This window comes from Bradyrhizobium sp. Leo78, from assembly GCF_059512425.1.
In genome coordinates this window covers 225,026-242,378 of record NZ_JCAMOT010000009.1, presented here as the reverse complement: position 1 = coordinate 242,378, position 17,353 = coordinate 225,026, and the positions used below count along the sequence as shown (strand labels likewise).

The following is a 17,353-nucleotide window of genomic DNA, read 5'->3' as shown; positions in this document are numbered from 1 at the left end:
GCGAAGCCCTTATTGGCCGCTGCCGGGATGAGGTACACCAGAATGCTCTGCGTAGAATGCTTGGGCGAGCGGAAGTATGTCGCTGTGCGCGCTTCTGAATACTGCGAGCGTCTCGATTGCCCCAGGCATCGTAGTCACGCCAGGAAGATTGGCATATCGAAAGTCCTGGTTTTCGTGGAAAGGATCGAGCCAGTCGACGATCGTCTCTAGTCTCTGGTCGCTAGGGATATAGCCTAACCGGGTCGCTTCATGATACGCCTTCGTCAAGCTGTGGTTGAGTCTGCGAATCCTCCGTTCGTCTTCACCTTTGCTGAGAATGTAGCTCTTCAATATGAGCTCGAACGCGTGACCAAAGAGATAGTACCGAACGCTAAAGAAGTGAGCGGCGTCACCAAGCGCCATCGCCGCGTTGGCGTAGTCGTCCCCATAACCCGCGAACCTCAGGCAGAGCTGCCAATTACTTAATGGCGCTGGCGGCGCCTGCACGATTTTCATTCTAAAAGCCATGGACGCGCCCGATCATGGACGCGGTGCCGCAACCTGCGCGGCGCCGATTTTCGTCACAGCGTTCTTCACGTCGACAATTCCGGCGACAAAGCAGCCCAATGATGCAAACCCGATCAGGACAGCCAAGACATGAAAGACTTGCGCGGTCCGCAGCAATTTCTCTGATCGAGGTGTCGGGCTTACCCAAGGGTGGTCCCATGTTCGCTTCCTTGCCGCGACGCTGTCAGCCTGCAACAGGTTGACAACGTATGCAGCGAACGTCGTTGGGACTGCGAGCGCAACACCGCCGGCAAACCACAAGAGGCTATTTGCGATCGCGCCCATGTCGATGCTTCCGACGCGACCTTGCGCGGCCAAACTCCCCACGAAGGCCAATAGCGCGACCGCGGCGCCGCCGTTGACAAGGATCGCGGACCGCAAGGCCAAGTTCGCCGCATCAACCGCGGCTTTGTTTCTACTCGACCACTCTTCGTGGTGTTCATCATGTGCGCGCTCGGCATCCCTCTTCGCAAGTTCGTGTGACCATTTCTGTTTTTCGAATCGATCATCGTCGGTCATGGCGCCCCTTTGGTGCTCCGCAGATTGACTGCATCAATCAGGGCTAGGTTTGGACCACGGGCGCGGCTTTGGCTTCAAGATCAGCCGGAGTGGAAGAGCAGCCGGCAAGCGTTAACAGCGCTGCGGCGAAAAGAATCTGCAACATGTAAATCCCCCAAACCAGGCGGCATCCAACCGCGACCGCAGGGCGAAGGCAAGAGGACGTCCATTTTATATCGCCCGGCATAGAAAATACCTTCCGACTAGGTGAGCTCCTAGCTACGGCTTGCGCCCGATTTCATCGCTTCCGGACATCGACTTCGATTTGTGCGCGCGCTCCATCATCGAGCGGATTGCGGTGCCCTTGGAAGCAGCGTCTTCAGAACCATTAGAGACATTCTCGGCCGTACACTTCGATGTTGGAGGCTGTCCACACTCACGGCCGAGCGCCTCCCAGCCCACGCACTTTCCGGAGTAGCTGCGGTATCCCGGACCGCCTCTGTCGCCGCAAGCTGCGTGGGCTGGGTCAAAAACCAAAGTGAATAGCAACAAGGTGACGATGATCGTAGCCAACATTGGCAAAGGGCCATAGTCGTCACAAACTCGCATAATGCTCCCCCCGGACGCCTTGCGATCCAAACGCAACTGACGGTGGAGGGCAAGCCCGCAACCCTACGGGGCCGCGGAGGCGGCAGACGATCAGCGGGTCGGCTGTCTGGTGGTCTCGGCCTTCGGCCTCGCGGCCTCCTTAACCCGCTCAGCCTGCCAGGCATCGTATTCGGGCGTTCCGGGACGGGGAGGCACATCCGGCGGCAATCCGCCCATCCAATGCGGCACGTCCGCGAGGTGAGGGCCGCCACTCGCGCAGCCTGAGACCACAAAGCAGAGTATGCAAAGCCTCGGAAAGCTCCGGAGCACGGCTGGAGGCCCTTCGCGCTACAGGACGTCGTTCTGATCAAATCGGAGCACGTTTCCCGACGCGGGGGAATTCGTTTTTTGCCAAGTCAGCTCGACACGCATTCCTCGCCCAAGCCGGCGCGGTGGCCGGTGGAGGGGCCGTCCTTGGTGCAGTCTTCCGCTGCCCGGGGTCGGGCGCGGCGGCTGAGCAAATCCGGGAGGCCATTGCGCCGCGCCTTCGGAGGCCCGTGCTAACGCTGGACGGCTCTGGCGCGAGTGACGAGCTTCGATCTGCATTCCGCACCTGGACGACGCACCGAGGCCCTGAAGACCGCCTGGGCTGAGCGTAGAAGGGTCGCGGAGCTGTCGCGAGGAAGGGAGCGGCAGCATCCGTACGGGGAGAGCGGCCGCGGTTCCCGGTGGAAAGGGGGAGGGGAGCAATGGGGTGGTTTCCTCCACGTTTTCCCGCCGAATCCACCTTGATTTTGCCCCCAAGAAAATTGTCTAATCGAATTGTACCTTACCCGTTTTTATCGCACCAAACGTGCCGGGCCACCGTCCTAACAGATTGAAACTACAACAATTCCGAGTAACCTCCGAGCGCACCATAAGATCGCAACTCACGGACTTGGATCTATCTCGAGGCGTGTTGTCGGACCGTTGCCGTCGCAGACTCATTTGTCGTGAGCGTTTGGATGAACTCCTCCAACGATGGCTGTGGTGCCGATTGTAGCTTGTGGAGTTCTTCTGGCTTCAGTTTTGTGTAACGCCGCAGCGTGCGCCAATCCTTGTGACCGGTTACAAGCGCGACCTTCTCGATTGTGAGCCCCGCTTCAAAAAGTCGGCTAGTCCCCTCGTGGCGCAGATCATGAAAATGTAGATCCTCGATCTTCAACTCATCGCAGGCTCGGGTGAAGGCCGCGCTCACTGAGCGGTGGTTGTACGGGAATACACGACCCCAGCCCCGAGTAATGATGCGCTGCTGGAGCATGATCTCCCACGCATCGTAGCCGGTCAGATTGAGAAGCGGGACCTTCTGATCGTTGCCATCCTTGGCCCGAGGATCCTTGCGGTCGCGAATAATCAGAAGCCGCTTTTGCATATCCACATCGGGCCAGTCGGGCCGGCAAATCTCTTCCTGCCGCATGGTTGTCGCCACAGCGTACCGAACGATGCGGCCCATCGGGATGAATTGCCGACGATTGGTTTCGAAGTATTCGATGAGCTCATCGAGCTCATCCTGGGTTGGTCGTCGGTCTCGCTCCTCCGAATTGCCGACAAGACCCAAATGCTTCATTGCGAAGCGCGCCAGTCGAACCTCTTCGGCCGAGACCTCAATGCCGTGTACCGCGGCAGCGTGTGTGGCAACAGTTCTGATGAATGAGAAATCGATCGCCAGTGTCGCCGGCCCGGCACCTTGCTTCGCCCTCTTTCGACCGAATTCGATCAGCCGCTCACGATTGAGCTGGGACAACTTCACTGCCCCCAAGGACTCTTTCAGCGCCTCCAAGACAGCCGCCTTGGAGCGGCGGGGAGGGCGGCCAACTTCATGCATATCTTCGACATGAAGATCGATGATGTCGCCGAACGTTCGAGCCTGTGCAGCAGCCTTCGGTTTTGATGATCCTCTGCGATCGATATTGCGCTCCATGTCGAGCGCCCAGTGTTCGCCGTCCTTGCGTCGGCGGAAGGTCTCCGACACGTACCGGTTCTTGCGGCGGACCTGGACGCGCCAGTTCCCTGAGGGCAACTGAGTGAAGCTGGCCATGGCCGTGTGCACTCCCCAATTCGTGTGCGCTACGTGTGCACTGAGAGGTCAAAACGGGTACAAACGTGTGCAATTTCGGCTAGTTTGGAGTGCACATGTTCGTGTTTCATCCTATTGAGAGCATAGGGTAAATCATTGAAATCGCAAGACTATCGCTTTTCTGTGGCTCCGATGATGGACTGGACCGACCGGCAGTGTCGCGTCTTCCATCGCCAGCTTTCGCGGCGGGCGCGGCTTTATACGGAGATGCTGACCACCGGCGCCGTCATTCATGGTGATCGCGCGCGGCTGCTCGGGTTTGATGCGAGCGAGCATCCGGTGGCGTTGCAGCTTGGCGGATCCGATCCGCGTGAGCTCGCCGCTGCAGCCAAGATCGGCGAGGATTTCGGCTATGACGAGATCAACCTCAATGTCGGCTGCCCGTCCGATCGGGTCAAGGATGGCCGGTTCGGCGCCTGCCTGATGGCGGAGCCGGTGCTCGTTGCCGAGGGTGTCACGGCGATGAAGCGCGCGGTGAAGGTTCCGGTGACGGTGAAGTGCCGTATCGGGATCGACGACCAGGATCCGGAACTGGCGCTCGATACGCTCGCGCGCGGCGTGATCGAAGCGGGCGCGGATGCGCTGATCGTGCACGCGCGAAAAGCCTGGCTGAACGGCCTCTCGCCGAAGGAGAACCGCGACATCCCGCCGCTCGACTATGATCGCGTCTATCGGCTGAAAGCCGCCATGCCCCATGTTCCCATCATCATCAATGGCGGCATCGCGAGTCTCGACGAGGCGAAGCGGCACCTGGCGCATGTCGATGGCGTGATGCTGGGCCGCGCGGCCTATCAGGAGCCGTGGCGCTTGTTGTCGGTCGACCCCGACCTGTTCGGCGAGGCGGCGCCGCACGCCACGATGCAGGACGCGTTTGAGGCGATGATCCCCTATATCGAAGGCGAACTCGCGCGCGGCGCGCGGCTGCATGCGATCACGCGGCATTTCGTCGGCGCGTTCTTCGGCGTGCCGGGAGCGCGCGCCTTCCGCCGCCATCTCGCCGAGCATGGCACGAGGCCGGGTGCGGGGGTGAATGTACTACGCGAGGCGATCGCGCTAGTTGGAAGCCGTGCGGCCGCGTCGATGGCGGCCTAGCACGTCGGGATAGCCGGTCAGCATCAGCTTGTCGGCGCGCACGCCCCAGCTTTCCAGCCGATCCAGGAAGCTCATGCCGAGCAGATTGGTCTTCATCTGCCCGCGCGGCACCACCAGCGCCGGGATCGACTTTTCGACCAGGTGACCGACGGCGAGGCGATCGAGCGTCAGCCGTGCTGCCTTGGTGTGGCCGCCGGCGGTTTCGAGATCGACATTGTATTCGAGCATTTCGATCGGCAGCCCGATTGCCTTCGCGGTCTCCCAGGTCAACACCACCGAGGTCGCGCCGGTGTCGATCACCATCGGCGCGCTGACGCCGTTGATCTTGGCGCGCAGCGCGAACTCGCCGCCCTGTCCGCGCGGGATCTGCACGGCGGGGCCGGGGGTCACAACGTTCCCGCGCAGCATGTGCGAGACCTGGTGGCTGGCGCGCGCGATCTGCTCGGGATCGCCATAGGCGACGACCGCGCCGGCGGTCGCAACCAGCAATAGGAGCACGAGGAGGATGCGGCTCATGACACCGCCTCCCGCGTCCAATGCACCAGAGCATGATCCGGAAAAGTGGGCACCGGTTTTCCCTCGCGGCAAACGCGAAGCGTTTGCGCGGAGATCATGCTCAAACAAAGAGCTAGAGCGGGATGACGATTCGAAGAAAAGTCATCACGCTCTAGGCGCGCTTCGGGCGCGGCTCTATCCGCTCGAGGCCCGCTTCCGCCATGCGCGCGGGCAATAGCGTCATTACGGCGAGGCGCTCGGCGCTGTCCATCTTGTGCCAGCGCGCGATCTCCGGCAGCGTCCGCCCACAGCCGAAGCAGAGCTTGGTCCTGGGGTCGATCATACAGACTGCGATACACGGCGTTTCTGTGCTCATCCATCGATAGTGAAACGATTTCGATCGCGGGTGCAAGCGCGTAGCGGGATGACTCTTCGTAGTGTCTATAGCCCGGTGCCTGCACTCATGATCGGCTTGTGGCGCCCCCTTTGCTTGTCGTCGGTCATAGGAATCGAGGGTTGCGGCTGCAACGGCGGCGCTTCCTCGGCCATCGGCGCCAACGCCGACATCACGCGCTCCGGCGGGAAGGTCACGATCACCTCGGTGCCGATGCGCAGCTTCGATTTCAGCGTGAAGGTGCCGCCATGCAGGTCGATCAGGCTCTTGGCGATCGGCAAGCCAAGGCCCGCGCCCTGTTCCGCGGATTTAATCGAGTTGGAGCCCTGGCCGAACGATGCCAGCACGATCGGAATCTCGTCCTCGGCAATGCCGGAGCCGGTGTCCTTTACGCTGAGATACTGGCCGCCGGAGGCGGTCCAGCCGACCTTCAGCCAGATCTCGCCGCCTTGCGGAGTGAACTTGATCGAGTTGGACAACAGATTGAGCACGATCTGCCGGGTGGCGCGCTCGTCGACCCAGATCCGCGGCATGCCCTGCTCAAATACTTCGTGGATGGTGATGCCGCGGCTGGTCGCGCGCAGTTTCAAGAGATGGTGGCAGTCGGCGACGACATGCAGCAGCGAGACCGCTTCCTCGTTGAGCTCGTAGCGGCCGGCCTCGATCCGCGACAGATCGAGGATCTCGTTGATGAGATTGAGCAGGTGGACGCCGGAATTGTGGATGTCGGCAGAATATTCCTTGTACACCGGCACCGCATGCGCGCCGAAGATCTCGCTCTTCATCACCTCGGAGAAGCCGAGGATGGCGTTCAGCGGCGTGCGCAATTCGTGGCTCATCTGCGCCAGGAAACGCGACTTGGCGACGTTGGCGGCTTCGGCGCGATGCCGGGCTTCGTCGGAGATCGCCTTGGACTGTTCGAGCTCGGCGATCAGCACGTCCTTCTCGGCGCGCGCCTGCAGCGTGGCGAGCGTCGTCGAATGCAGCCGGTGGGCAAGCAGGGCAAAATAGCCCTCGGCGCCGAGCGCGAGCAGCGCGAACACGTAATTGTCGAAGGAACCGCTCAGCACGAAACTGACAGCGATCGCGATCGTCACCGGCGCGGTGGCCGCCAGTGCCGCCATCGGAAGGCTCGCCGCGAGCATGCTGGAGACCGCGATCACCAGCAGCATCAGGAACATCATCATTGCATTGGAGGCGGCATCCGTGCCCGCGGGATGGGCCAGGATCACCGTCCAGAACAAGCCGTAGAGCAGGTCGAGCAGCACGAAGCGCGCCCGCCATTTGCGCGTCGCGGCAGGCGAGGGGGATTCCTTCAGGAACTTGGTGCAGCTCTTCACGGTCGCGGCATGGATGCCGAGCACGCCGATGGTCCAGGCCGCCGCCACGAGCGGCTCTCGCCACAGGCCGAACAGCACGCCGGTGGCGATCACCAGCAGCATCACGACGTAGGATGCCGAGATCCTGGTCTGGGCATATTGGCGCAGCAGTTCGGTGTCGAATGCGGGGCGGGTCCCGCTGGTTGACGTTAACCGATCCCGCGCCTCCCGCACCCGCTGCGCTGCGGCGCGGCGACTGTTGACCGGCGCGGCAGCCTGGGGCTCGGCCGGCAGCTGGACAACTTCAGGCTTTTCCGCGGGATCACTCATTAACAACACAAAATCCTGCCCGCAAACCGCACGGGCTTTTGCATTGTCTATCTCTCGCGCCAAATCATTAAGCGATGACTTAGAAAGCTAAAGATTCTCGTTAACGAGAAGTTAAATTAACCGTTGGCGTTTGGGCGGGAGCGCCTCAACCTCCCCTTGAAAAGGGGAGGTCGCGTTGCGCGGAACGCGCAACGCGGGTGGGGATCATCTCTCTCCACGAACGCCGATGCCCGTGGCTGACCCCCATCCCAGCCTTCCCCCTTTCAGGGGGAAGGAGCGCAGCGCGCCGTTAGCGCTCCAGCCGCGCGAGCAGGCTCGAGGTGTCCCAGCGCTTGCCGCCCATCTTCTCGACTTCGGCGTAGAACTGATCGACTAGCGCGCTCACCGGCAGGTTGGCGCCGTTGCGGCGCGCTTCGGCGATGCAGATCGAGAGATCCTTGCGCATCCATTCCACCGCGAAGCCGAAATCGTACTTGCCATCGTTCATGGTCTTGTAGCGGTTCTCCATCTGCCAGGATTGCGCCGCGCCCTTCGAGATCACCTCGATCACGCTGGCCACGTCGAGCCCCGACTTCTTGGCGAAATGGATGCCTTCGGAAAGGCCCTGTACCAGGCCGGCGATGCAGATCTGGTTGACCATCTTGGTGAGCTGGCCGGAGCCCGCCGGTCCGAGCAGCTTGCACATCCGCGCATAGGCCGCGATGACCGGTTCGGCGCCGGCATAGGCGTCTTCCTTGCCGCCGCACATCACCGTCAGCACGCCGCTCTCGGCGCCGGCCTGTCCGCCGGAGACCGGAGCATCGACGAATTTGAATCCTGCCTTCTCGGCGGCGGCATTGAGCTCGCGCGCGACTTCGGCGGAAGCGGTGGTGTGGTCGACGAAGGTCGCGCCCTTCTTCATGCCGGCGAATGCGCCGTCCGGGCCGATCGTGACTGCGCGCAGGTCGTTGTCATTGCCGACGCAGCACATCACGAAATCCTGGCCTTCGGCCGCGGCTTTCGGCGTCGGCGCCGCGCGGCCGCCGAATTTCTCGACCCAGGCCTGCGCCTTCGCCGGCGTCCGATTGTACACCGTCACCTCGTGGCCCCCCTTTTTCACGAGATGTCCTGCCATGGGGAAACCCATCACGCCGAGACCGAGAAAAGCGACTTTAGCCATGTCTGCTACCTTGTTTCTTCTAGTGACCTTGGGATTTGCCGGCGACATTGCACGGGCCGGACGGTGTTTTTCGGGCGGGAGGGCCGCACCATAAACGCTGCGCCGCAGAGGGCAACGGCTCGTTTGGCTGGCATTAGAGCATGATCCGGAAAAGTGGAAACCGGTTTTCCGAAAAGATCATGCTCCAACAAAGAGATGAGATCATGATCCGATTCTGTCCAATCGGATCATGATCTAGCGGTTTTATGTTATCATAACCCACCAACGAACCTCACAAAAATGGGAGTGAGACATGAATGGAAGAGAGGCGGGCGCAAGCGTAGGCGTGCTCGATCATTTCAACATCCGCACCCGGAAACTCGCCGAGACCGTCAAGTTCTATGAAGAGGTTTTGGGCCTGGAGAAGGGCGCCCGGCCGAATTTCGCCTTTCCCGGCGCCTGGATGTACAGCGAGGGCAAACCGGTGGTTCACCTCGTGGACATTTCCCCGACCGACGAGCCGCAAAAGCCCGACTCCGGCGTGGTCCATCATGTCGCCTTCGTCAGCCGCGGTTTCACGGCGATGCAGCAGCGCCTGCAGTCCAAGGGCATGAAATTCGATTCCCGGCAGGTTCCGGGCGGCGACCTCTGGCAGATCTTTGTGCACGATCCTAACGGCGTGATGATCGAGCTGAATTACGAGGTCGCCAAGGAACAGGGCGCCGCAGCGCCGGCCGAGCGCGCTGACGACGTCGGCGGCAGGTAGGAACCGTTCGGACGCGCGGTGTGAACCGCGGAATCTATTGTGCTGGCGCAACTACCCTTTCTTGCCGATCCGTCATATCTGTGACTTCACCATGTGGATATTCGGCAGGAGAGCGGCTGTGAGCGTGACGCAGCAACAGGTTCTGGAGAAATTGGCCGGGGTGACATCGCCGCGCGGCGTCGCCCTGACCAATGCCAACGTGCTGTCGCCGATCACGGTCAGCGACGGCAAGGTGTTCTTTTCGATCAATGTCGATGCCGCGGAGGCGCGCGCCTGGGAAAGCGTGCGCGCGCAGGCCGAGAGCGCCGTGCGCGCCATCCCCGGGGTCACCGCGGCCATGATCGCGCTGACCGCCGAGCGCAAGCCTGGCTCGGCGGCTCCGCCGCAGCCGCACCGCCATGGCGGCGGCGGCATCGCGCCGGCCTCGACGCATCGGCCGCCGCAAGGCGCGCCGTCGCCGATGTCGCGGCAGGCCGAAATCCCCGGGATCGCCGCCGTCATCGCGGTGGCCTCGGGCAAGGGCGGTGTCGGCAAGTCGACCACCGCGCTCAACCTCGCGCTCGGCCTGCGCGATCTCGGTTTGCGCGTCGGCCTGCTCGATGCCGATATCTATGGCCCCTCGGTGCCGCGGCTGACCGGGATCCGCGAGAAGCCCGCGCTCAATGACGACAAGAAGATGATCCCGATCTCCCGCTTCGGACTCTCGATCATGTCGATCGGCTTCCTGGTCGAGGAAGACACCGCGATGATCTGGCGCGGGCCGATGGTGATGTCGGCGATCACGCAAATGCTGCGCGACGTCGCCTGGGGTACGCTCGATGTGCTGGTGGTCGACATGCCGCCCGGCACGGGCGACGCGCAGCTCACGCTGGCGCAGAACGTGCCGCTCAAGGGCGCCATCATCATCTCGACCCCGCAGGACCTGTCCCTGATCGACGCGCGGCGCGGGCTCGCCATGTTCAGGAAGGTTAACGTGCCCGTGCTCGGCATCGTCGAGAACATGAGCTATTTCCAGTGCCCGCATTGCGGCACGCGGTCGGACATTTTCGGCCATGGTGGCGCCCGGCATGAGGCCGAGCGGCTGGGGGTGCCGTTCCTGGGCGAAATCCCCCTCCATATCGCGATCCGCACCACCTCGGACTCCGGTAATCCGGTGGTGGACAGCGAGCCGGACGGGCCGCACGCGGCGATTTACCGCGCAATCGGGACCAAGGTCCGCGACCAGCTCCGGGGCGTGATCGCCGCGGCTTGATAGTCCTTTCCGCCCGATATTTCGCCTCGCGTCTTGCGACTTTCGTCCAGTCCCGTCATGCCAATGTCGCGTTTCCGCGGGCGGCCATCCGTGTTAAACGGCCCCGCCAGAGCGCCCCCGGAGCCTGAGGATTCGCCCGCCCGGAGGAGATGTTTTGGGGACAAAAGGGAAACGCCCCGCAAGGAGATGACTTAAGATGAAGCGTCGTGACTTTTTGAAAGTTTCTGCGGCCGGTGCGGCCGCGACTGCGGTTGCCGCGCCGGCGATTGCGCAGTCTTCTCCCGAAATCAAGTGGCGCTTGACCTCGAGCTTCCCGAAGTCGCTGGACACGATCTATGGCGGCGCTGAGCAGTTGTCGAAATACGTCGCCGAGATGACCGACAACAAATTCCAGATCCAGGTGTTCGCGGCGGGCGAGATCGCGCCGGGCCTGCAGGCGCTGGACTCGACGTCAACAGGTACCGTCGAGATGTCGCATACGGTGGCCTATTATTATGTCGGCAAGGACCCGACCTTCGCGATCTACGCCTCGGTCCCGTTCGGCCTCAATGCGCGGCAGCAGAACTCCTGGTGGTACCAGGGCGGCGGCGAGCAGCTCGGCAATGAGTTCTTCAAGAAGTTCAACGTGATCGGTTTGCCCTGCGGTAACACCGGCACTCAGATGGGCGGCTGGTTCCGCAAGGAGATCAAGACGGTCGCCGACCTCTCCGGCCTCAAATTCCGCATCGGCGGCATCGCCGGCCAGGTCCTGCAGAAGGTCGGTGTGGTGCCGCAGCAGCTCGCCGGCGGCGACATCTATCCGGCGCTGGAGAAGGGCACCATCGACGCCGCCGAATGGGTCGGCCCCTATGACGACGAGAAGCTCGGCTTCCAGAAGGTCGCAAAGTACTACTACTATCCGGGCTTCTGGGAAGGCGGCCCGACCGTCCACGCATTCGTCAACCTCGAGAAGTGGAATGCGCTGCCGAAGAACTATCAGGCAATCCTCACCAACGGGGCCGCGAATGCCAATAGCTGGATGGCCGCGCGGTATGACCTGCAAAACCCGACGGCGCTGAAGCGGCTGGTTGCCGGCGGCACGCAGCTCCGTCCGTTCACCAACGAGGTGCTGGAAGCCTGCCTGAAGGCGACCAACGAGCTGTGGAGCGAAATCTCCGCCAAGAACCCCGACTTCAAGAAGTCGATCGACGCAATGCAGGCCTACCGCTCCGACGAATATCTGTGGTGGCAGGTCGCCGAATACACCTACGACAGCTTCATGATCCGCTCGCGCACCCGCGGCTGAGCAGATCTCAAGCAACAGACCAACAGCCCGGTCCCCTCGTGGGGCCGGGCTTTTTTGCGATGTGAATGCGGATGTCCCGGATTCAGGCGTTCGCTGCAGCTCGAACGATTTCTTCCAGTTCTCCAACAAGCGGAGCTGCGCTGACTTCGGCAGCAATGATGTCCTTGAACCGTCGGGCAGCGATCAGGAATTGCGGCTCCCGGATCAGGCGCGTCATGGCGGCGGCAATTTCTGCTTCCGTAGCGGTCGGCGGCAAGACCAACCCCACGCCGCAGGCTTCCACACGCGCGGCGATGTCGCCCTGATCGCGGCCGAACGGCATGACCAGCAGCGGCAGGCCATGCGCGAGTGCACGGCTCGTCGTGCCGTGGCCACCGTGGCTCACGACCAGCGAGGCTTCCTTCATGGCCGCATCATGCGGGGCGCTCGGCAGCAGCGTGACATTGTCCGGCGCCTGCAGGGTGATGTGTTCCAGAGCAGGTCCGAGCGTTGCGACCGCATCCACATCGACGCGTCCTGCCGCGTTGATCGTGCGTTGCAGCGCCTCGGTCTGATCCTGATTGGTCGTGCTGAAAGAGATCAGAACGCGCGGACGATCCCCTTGGGACCAGGGAGAGATCCATGGCTTCGACCAATTCGAGGAATCCAGGAGCGGCCCGATGTACCTGACATTGCTGGGGAGGAAGTCGGGGGCAAAGTCAAACGCCGCGCTTACCGCTATCAGGAGCCGCGCCGGTCGGTCGAACAACTCCATCACATCAGCCCAAGGAGCAAGCTGCAGGCTCGCCCGCGCCTCGTTCAGCATCGGCAGCCATTCGTTCATGAGAGCAGCGAACCGGTTGCTTGCCGCCTCGACGGCGACACGGTCTTCCGGCGTACGCGGCGCGGGCAAACAACTGCCAATTGGTGGCTGCCCTGGGAGAGGTCGTATGCTGATGGTGGGCGAGAGCAGGGCACAGGGAATATGTTCGGCCTCCGCGGCGAGCACGGCGCCGAACAGAGGCATATCGGTCAACACAGCGTCAGTCGTGGCGCGCCGGATTTCGTCGCGGACATCCGCACCTTGCGCGGCGGCTGGCCCAAACAGCAGGTGATCGCAGGCGTACTGAAGGGGGTCGGTGGCCTGCCCAATAGGCGAAACGTGGGGCGTCCGTTGCCAGGTCGCGAAGCCGAAGCCCGCCGTCTCGACGGACGCGCGCGCGTCCGCACGCGCGATGAAACGAACGACATGACCCCTTGCACGCAATTGCTGCGCCGCTGTCAGGGTCGGTCCGAGATGGCCGTGGTCTCCCCAGGTGGCCACCAGGAAATTGTAGGACATGGCTTGTTTCCCATCGATCGGAAGCGGCGATGGCGAGCCTGTCGACGGCAGGCCGCCGATTGCGTCGGATGGGAGAGATTTGGATACCCGCGCTACCAGACGATTGCAGCAGATCGGATCTTTCGTTGCATCGGTAATCTGCACCCTGCCTGACCGCGGCTTTTTGCGCGCTGCGGCGAACGTTGGCGATGGCAATCGGGAAGGGGATGTTCCATGGTGCCCTCAGGCCTCGGTACGAAGGCCGATGACACATATTCAAAGGGAGGAAACAACATGAAACGACGGGACTTCATCAAAGTCGCCGGCATTGGGGCCGCCGGTGCCGCCACGCTCGCCGCACCGGCTATCGCGCAGTCGATGCCGGAGCTGAAATGGCGGATGACGACGAGCTGGCCGAAATCGCTCGATACGCTGCATGGCGCAGCCGAGATCATGGCCAAGGTCGTCGGCGAGGCCACCGACAACAAATTCCAGATCCAGACCTTTGCCGCCGGCGAGATCGTGCCGGGCCTGCAGGTGCTGGATGCCGTGCAGAGCGGCACGGTCGAGATGGGCCACACCGCCTCCTACTACTATTTCGGCAAGGATCCGACCTTCACCTTCGGCTCATCGGTGCCGTTCGGGCCGAACGCGCGGCTCAATCAGGCCTGGTACATGATGGGCGGCGGCAAGGAGCTTCTGAACGAGTTCTATAAGGGCTACAACGTCACCTCGCTGCTTGCCGGCAACACGACCTGCCAGATGGGCGGCTGGTTCCGCAAGGAGATTAACACCGTCGGTGATCTGAAAGGCTTGAAATTCCGCATCGGCGGCTTCGCCGGCCGCGTCATGGAGAAGCTCGGTTGCGTGCCGCAGCAGATCGCCGGCGGCGACATCTACCCGGCGCTTGAGAAAGGCACGATCGACGCCGCCGAATGGGTCGGCCCTTACGATGACGAGAAGCTCGGCCTGCAGAAGGTCGCGCCGCATTACTACTATCCGGGATGGTGGGAAGGCGGCCCGATGCTGCTGGTCTTCGTCAATCTCGAGAAGTGGAATGCGTTGCCGAAATACTACCAGGCCATCCTCGAGCAGGCCGGCCATCAAGCCAACAACTGGATGATGGCGAAGTACGACACCGTGAACCCGACCGCGCTGAAGAAGCTGCTCGCGGGCGGCGCCAAGCTGCACGCCTTCTCGCCTGCGATCATGGAAGCAAGCTTCAAGGCGGCAAAGGAGCTGCACGCCGAAGTCGCGGCCAGCAACGCCAATTTCAAGAAGGTCTATGAATCGCTGACAGCTTATACCAGCAACGGCTATCAATGGTTCCAGGTCGCCGAAGTCGGCTACGACAACTTCATGGCGCGCCACTCGCAGAGCTGATCCGTCGATCAATCAAAGGGGTGGCCTGCTCCGTAGCCCGGGTGAAGCGGAGCGCAACCCGGGACTGCCCGTAGTCGCGGATGCCGACGTCCCGGGTTACGCATTCGCTCCACCCGGGCTACGGGCTGGTGCACCAGCCTGCACTTTCACCGGTGCCGTCTCGGGCATCAGGCTCATCGCGATCAGTCCGACGACGGCCGCAAGCAACAGGTACCAGGCGGGCGCCAGCGGATCTCCTGAAATATGCAGCAGCCACGTGACCACGAGCTGCGCGGTGCCGCCGAAGCTTGCGATTGCAACCGCGTAGACGGTGGCGAACACGCCGCCGCGGATCTGTTGGGGCAGCCCCTCGGTGAAGGTCGCATAGAACGCCGTGAACGGCAGCGATCCGATCAGCGATAGCGCGCCGAAGCCGAACAACAGCGACCACGCGCCGGGTGCACCGGCGATCCACAGGAAGATCGGATAGGTCAGCGCGAGCGTGACGAACTGCGGATAGATCATGACCGGCTTGCGACCCAGCAAGTCGGCTAGCCAGCCTCCCAGCAACGCGCCGGCGATCCCAAGACCATTGCTGACAAGCGACGTCGCAAAGGCCAGAGACGGCGCCACATGGAGCGTGTTCTGCGCATAGGTCGTCATGTATTGCGTCACATAGGTCGAAATGGTGCCGCTCGCCAAGATCATCAGCGCCAGTGCGATCAGGCGAATGTGCCGGCGCGCCAGCGCGAGATGGCTCGAGCTCTCGATGCGCCGGGCGCCGCTTTCGCCTTGCGGGATCGTCTCCGGCAGCGTCCGGCGCATCCAGAGCCCGAACGGCAGGCAGATGGCGCCGATCAGGAACGCCACGCGCCAGCCGTAGGAATCCAGCGCCTCTGGCGTCATCGTCCTGCTCAAGAGGAAGCCGACCAGCGCGCCGGTGGTGGCGGCGATCTGCTGGCTTGTCGGCTGCCACGAGACCACCAGCGCCCGACGTTGCGGCGGGGCGATCTCCAGGAGATAGGCCGTGGTCGGCCCGACCTCGCCGCCGAGCGCAAATCCCTGCACCAAGCGCGCCACGATCACAATGATCGGCGCCGCAAGGCCGATGGCGTTGTAGGATGGGGTGATCGAGATCGCCAGGATTGCGCCCCCCATCAACGCAAAGCTGAGCAGCATTGCCGGCCGCCGGCCGACACGGTCGGAATAGATGCCAAGCACGATCCCGCCGATCGGGCGCGTGATGAAACCCGCGCCGAAGGTCGCGAGCGACAGCATCAGGCTGCCATACTCGCCTTGCACAGGGAAGAAGGTGTGGCCGATCTGTATCGCGAAGAAGCTGTAGGTGATGAAATCATAGAATTCGAGCATGTTGCCGATCGTGGCGGCAAATGCTGCGCGCTTCACGCCGAACTGTTTGGTCTCCTCAACGACAAGCGACAATCGTACCTTCCCTGAAGCGATTCAGTGACACGGATTATTCGTGATCGCGCGACTACTTACAACGTTTTGGCACCGCCCTTCTGCCATGCGTGCATCGCAGTTGGGATAGAACATGTCACTCTTCCGTGTCCGGAACTGCGCAACCGCTATCCGAGGTTTGTTGTTTGCGCTGACCTTCGGCCGATCACGTGGCGCTATAGCGCTCCAGGTCCAAAGCCAGCTGGTCGAGCGGCTGCCTGTTTCCAATTTGGGCCATCCAGCACCAAAGTTCGAGAACGAAGTATAGGTGGTAGAGATCGAGCGTCAAAAGCCAGTGCTTTCGGTCCATGGCGCCGTATCCGTCGAGGAGCGCGCTCCTTGCCTCTGCGTCGAGATAATAGAGCGCTTTGGCGACATCCATCAGTGGATCTCCGGCCAGCGCGCCTTCAAAATCCAAAACGCCAGTGAGCCGTAGGCGGCCATTTGAGACGGTGGCAAGCAGGTTGCCCGCGTGCAGATCATTGTGACATAGCACCGCTTGCGTGCAGTCGCTGAGCAGTTCGGCGCGGTCGGCGAAATGCCTGGCAACCCGCTTGGCAAGGTCTGCATTTCCGCCGCGTTCGGCAAATTCCTTGAGCTTTCGTTGGAATTGATGCGTCAGGTACTGGTGGTTTGTCGAATGCGCCGTCCAGATTCCGTTCGCGCCGATGTAGCCGAACGCCTCCATGGCGATGCAATGAAACTCGCGAAGCAGCCGGCCGATTTGTGCGTAAGCGGCGAGCCGTTGCGCCGCGTCCAGAGTCGCTTCCAGTTGGCCCAGTATCGAACCCTCGAGCTTGGTCATCAATGTCAAGTTTAGACCGAGCAATCTCTTTGAGTCGTCCGCAAGCAGAATGCGTGGAATAGACACGCTGAGGCGATCTGCAATGAGGCCAATGACGGTCAACTCCTTTTGCATCTTCCAATGCAATTCGTCGGGATAGACTTTCAATACGAGCGGTGGATGCGCGTGATCCGCGAAAGCGATCTCGTAAACTGCTGAGATCTCGCCGCCATGAAGCCTGGAAATCGTCGCAACAGCTCCCTTCGAAACGGTCCGATCAACGATCGCCTGCGCCGTCGCGACGGACAGTTCTAGATCGGGCTTGAGGCTCATCGTGCTGTCCATTCGAAACTTGACTCCCTCGGACGTCGGGGTATCCGCGGCGCCTGGTGTAAAAGTGGCGAGACCTCGGCATCACCACATTTACGCTGCAATAGGAAAGGTATACTATCGGCTGCTCGTTCGGTTGAGATAAACATCCGGCCTTTCGCTCGTTCGTTGAACTGCATCGCGAAGAGGAGCACGACCATGGCGATTACCACGCTGAAGGTTTTGGCGAGCCTCCTGCAATTGCACGGGCCAGGCGCAACAATTCAGAGCGACCATCCAGGCATCGACGCGCTGCTT

The 17,353-nt window shown here is 62.1% G+C and carries 15 protein-coding genes; 5 read left to right on the top strand and 10 right to left on the bottom strand.

Annotated features, from left to right (window positions below):
- Positions 1-9: 9 nt before the first annotated feature.
- The 3 genes from AC5ZG1_RS14895 to AC5ZG1_RS14885 all read right to left on the bottom strand — a co-directional run bounded on the left by AC5ZG1_RS14895 (position 10) and on the right by AC5ZG1_RS14885 (position 3,709).
- Positions 10-495 carry a hypothetical protein gene (locus tag AC5ZG1_RS14895; RefSeq protein ID WP_496133292.1) on the bottom strand — a complete coding sequence of 162 codons (486 nt, stop codon included), beginning with the start codon at positions 493-495 and terminating at the stop codon, positions 10-12.
- A 24-nt stretch (positions 496-519) separates the two neighbouring features.
- Positions 520-1,065, bottom strand: coding sequence for a hypothetical protein (locus AC5ZG1_RS14890; protein ID WP_496133291.1), 546 nt, complete (start codon positions 1,063-1,065; stop codon positions 520-522).
- A 1,510-nt stretch (positions 1,066-2,575) separates the two neighbouring features.
- Positions 2,576-3,709 carry a site-specific integrase gene (locus tag AC5ZG1_RS14885; RefSeq protein WP_496133290.1) on the bottom strand — a complete coding sequence of 378 codons (1,134 nt, stop codon included), beginning with the start codon at positions 3,707-3,709 and terminating at the stop codon, positions 2,576-2,578.
- 171 nt (positions 3,710-3,880) lie between these two features.
- On the opposite strand from AC5ZG1_RS14885, the gene dusA reads away from it, so the two are divergent.
- Positions 3,881-4,840 (top strand): tRNA dihydrouridine(20/20a) synthase DusA, encoded by a 960-nt coding sequence (gene dusA, locus AC5ZG1_RS14880; RefSeq protein ID WP_496133335.1) that lies wholly within the window; start codon positions 3,881-3,883, stop codon positions 4,838-4,840.
- Here the strand turns inward: dusA and AC5ZG1_RS14875 are convergent.
- The 4 genes from AC5ZG1_RS14875 to AC5ZG1_RS14860 all read right to left on the bottom strand — a co-directional run bounded on the left by AC5ZG1_RS14875 (position 4,802) and on the right by AC5ZG1_RS14860 (position 8,537).
- Positions 4,802-5,356: a TIGR02281 family clan AA aspartic protease gene (locus AC5ZG1_RS14875; protein WP_130230241.1), complete on the bottom strand. Its 555-nt coding sequence runs from the start codon at positions 5,354-5,356 to the stop codon at positions 4,802-4,804. The two genes, dusA and AC5ZG1_RS14875, sit on opposite strands and share 39 nt — an antisense overlap.
- Before the next feature lie 151 nt (positions 5,357-5,507).
- On the bottom strand, positions 5,508-5,711 hold the full coding sequence (locus tag AC5ZG1_RS14870) for a DUF1289 domain-containing protein (protein WP_130230239.1): 204 nt from the start codon (positions 5,709-5,711) through the stop codon (positions 5,508-5,510).
- 65 nt (positions 5,712-5,776) lie between these two features.
- A complete protein-coding gene (locus tag AC5ZG1_RS14865) occupies positions 5,777-7,378 on the bottom strand; it encodes a sensor histidine kinase (protein ID WP_130230237.1) in 1,602 nt (533 codons plus the stop codon).
- Between the two features lie 289 nt (positions 7,379-7,667).
- On the bottom strand, positions 7,668-8,537 hold the full coding sequence (locus AC5ZG1_RS14860; RefSeq protein WP_456646305.1) for an NAD(P)-dependent oxidoreductase: 870 nt from the start codon (positions 8,535-8,537) through the stop codon (positions 7,668-7,670).
- Positions 8,538-8,829: 292 nt separating this feature from the next.
- On the opposite strand from AC5ZG1_RS14860, the gene AC5ZG1_RS14855 reads away from it, so the two are divergent.
- The 3 genes from AC5ZG1_RS14855 (at position 8,830) to AC5ZG1_RS14845 (ending at position 11,819) form a co-directional block, all read left to right on the top strand.
- Positions 8,830-9,282 carry a VOC family protein gene (locus AC5ZG1_RS14855; protein WP_456646306.1) on the top strand — a complete coding sequence of 151 codons (453 nt, stop codon included), beginning with the start codon at positions 8,830-8,832 and terminating at the stop codon, positions 9,280-9,282.
- A 118-nt stretch (positions 9,283-9,400) separates the two neighbouring features.
- Positions 9,401-10,534 (top strand): Mrp/NBP35 family ATP-binding protein, encoded by a 1,134-nt coding sequence (locus AC5ZG1_RS14850; protein ID WP_496133289.1) that lies wholly within the window; start codon positions 9,401-9,403, stop codon positions 10,532-10,534.
- Between the two features lie 196 nt (positions 10,535-10,730).
- Positions 10,731-11,819: a TRAP transporter substrate-binding protein gene (locus AC5ZG1_RS14845; RefSeq protein ID WP_028167047.1), complete on the top strand. Its 1,089-nt coding sequence runs from the start codon at positions 10,731-10,733 to the stop codon at positions 11,817-11,819.
- Positions 11,820-11,901: 82 nt separating this feature from the next.
- Here AC5ZG1_RS14845 and AC5ZG1_RS14840 read toward each other — a convergent pair whose 3' ends face one another.
- Complete coding sequence (locus AC5ZG1_RS14840) at positions 11,902-13,140, bottom strand: glycosyltransferase (protein ID WP_496133288.1); 1,239 nt, start codon at positions 13,138-13,140, stop codon at positions 11,902-11,904.
- Between the two features lie 273 nt (positions 13,141-13,413).
- On the opposite strand from AC5ZG1_RS14840, the gene AC5ZG1_RS14835 reads away from it, so the two are divergent.
- On the top strand, positions 13,414-14,502 hold the full coding sequence (locus AC5ZG1_RS14835; RefSeq protein WP_496133287.1) for a TRAP transporter substrate-binding protein: 1,089 nt from the start codon (positions 13,414-13,416) through the stop codon (positions 14,500-14,502).
- A 96-nt stretch (positions 14,503-14,598) separates the two neighbouring features.
- Here the strand turns inward: AC5ZG1_RS14835 and AC5ZG1_RS14830 are convergent, their stop codons facing one another.
- Together AC5ZG1_RS14830 and AC5ZG1_RS14825 are read right to left on the bottom strand one after the other, a co-directional pair.
- Positions 14,599-15,852 (bottom strand): MFS transporter, encoded by a 1,254-nt coding sequence (locus tag AC5ZG1_RS14830; protein ID WP_496133334.1) that lies wholly within the window; start codon positions 15,850-15,852, stop codon positions 14,599-14,601.
- A 256-nt stretch (positions 15,853-16,108) separates the two neighbouring features.
- Positions 16,109-17,071 (bottom strand): phosphotransferase family protein, encoded by a 963-nt coding sequence (locus tag AC5ZG1_RS14825; RefSeq protein WP_496133286.1) that lies wholly within the window; start codon positions 17,069-17,071, stop codon positions 16,109-16,111.
- Between the last annotated feature and the right edge of the window lie 282 nt (positions 17,072-17,353).

What these genes read in the sequence shown, in the direction of transcription:
- AC5ZG1_RS14870 (WP_130230239.1), bottom strand. Translation starts at nt 5,711, where the DNA reads ATGAGCACAGAAACGCCGTGTATCGCAGTCTGTATGATCGACCCCAGG.
- AC5ZG1_RS14835 (WP_496133287.1), top strand. Translation starts at nt 13,414, where the DNA reads ATGAAACGACGGGACTTCATCAAAGTCGCCGGCATTGGGGCCGCCGGT.
- AC5ZG1_RS14890 (WP_496133291.1), bottom strand. Translation starts at nt 1,065, where the DNA reads ATGACCGACGATGATCGATTCGAAAAACAGAAATGGTCACACGAACTT.
- AC5ZG1_RS14855 (WP_456646306.1), top strand. Translation starts at nt 8,830, where the DNA reads ATGAATGGAAGAGAGGCGGGCGCAAGCGTAGGCGTGCTCGATCATTTC.
- AC5ZG1_RS14860 (WP_456646305.1), bottom strand. Translation starts at nt 8,537, where the DNA reads ATGGCTAAAGTCGCTTTTCTCGGTCTCGGCGTGATGGGTTTCCCCATG.
- AC5ZG1_RS14830 (WP_496133334.1), bottom strand. Translation starts at nt 15,852, where the DNA reads ATGCTCGAATTCTATGATTTCATCACCTACAGCTTCTTCGCGATACAG.
- dusA (WP_496133335.1), top strand. Translation starts at nt 3,881, where the DNA reads ATGATGGACTGGACCGACCGGCAGTGTCGCGTCTTCCATCGCCAGCTT.
- AC5ZG1_RS14885 (WP_496133290.1), bottom strand. Translation starts at nt 3,709, where the DNA reads ATGGCCAGCTTCACTCAGTTGCCCTCAGGGAACTGGCGCGTCCAGGTC.
- AC5ZG1_RS14895 (WP_496133292.1), bottom strand. Translation starts at nt 495, where the DNA reads ATGAAAATCGTGCAGGCGCCGCCAGCGCCATTAAGTAATTGGCAGCTC.
- AC5ZG1_RS14840 (WP_496133288.1), bottom strand. Translation starts at nt 13,140, where the DNA reads ATGTCCTACAATTTCCTGGTGGCCACCTGGGGAGACCACGGCCATCTC.
- AC5ZG1_RS14865 (WP_130230237.1), bottom strand. Translation starts at nt 7,378, where the DNA reads ATGAGTGATCCCGCGGAAAAGCCTGAAGTTGTCCAGCTGCCGGCCGAG.
- AC5ZG1_RS14875 (WP_130230241.1), bottom strand. Translation starts at nt 5,356, where the DNA reads ATGAGCCGCATCCTCCTCGTGCTCCTATTGCTGGTTGCGACCGCCGGC.
- AC5ZG1_RS14825 (WP_496133286.1), bottom strand. Translation starts at nt 17,071, where the DNA reads ATGGACAGCACGATGAGCCTCAAGCCCGATCTAGAACTGTCCGTCGCG.
- AC5ZG1_RS14845 (WP_028167047.1), top strand. Translation starts at nt 10,731, where the DNA reads ATGAAGCGTCGTGACTTTTTGAAAGTTTCTGCGGCCGGTGCGGCCGCG.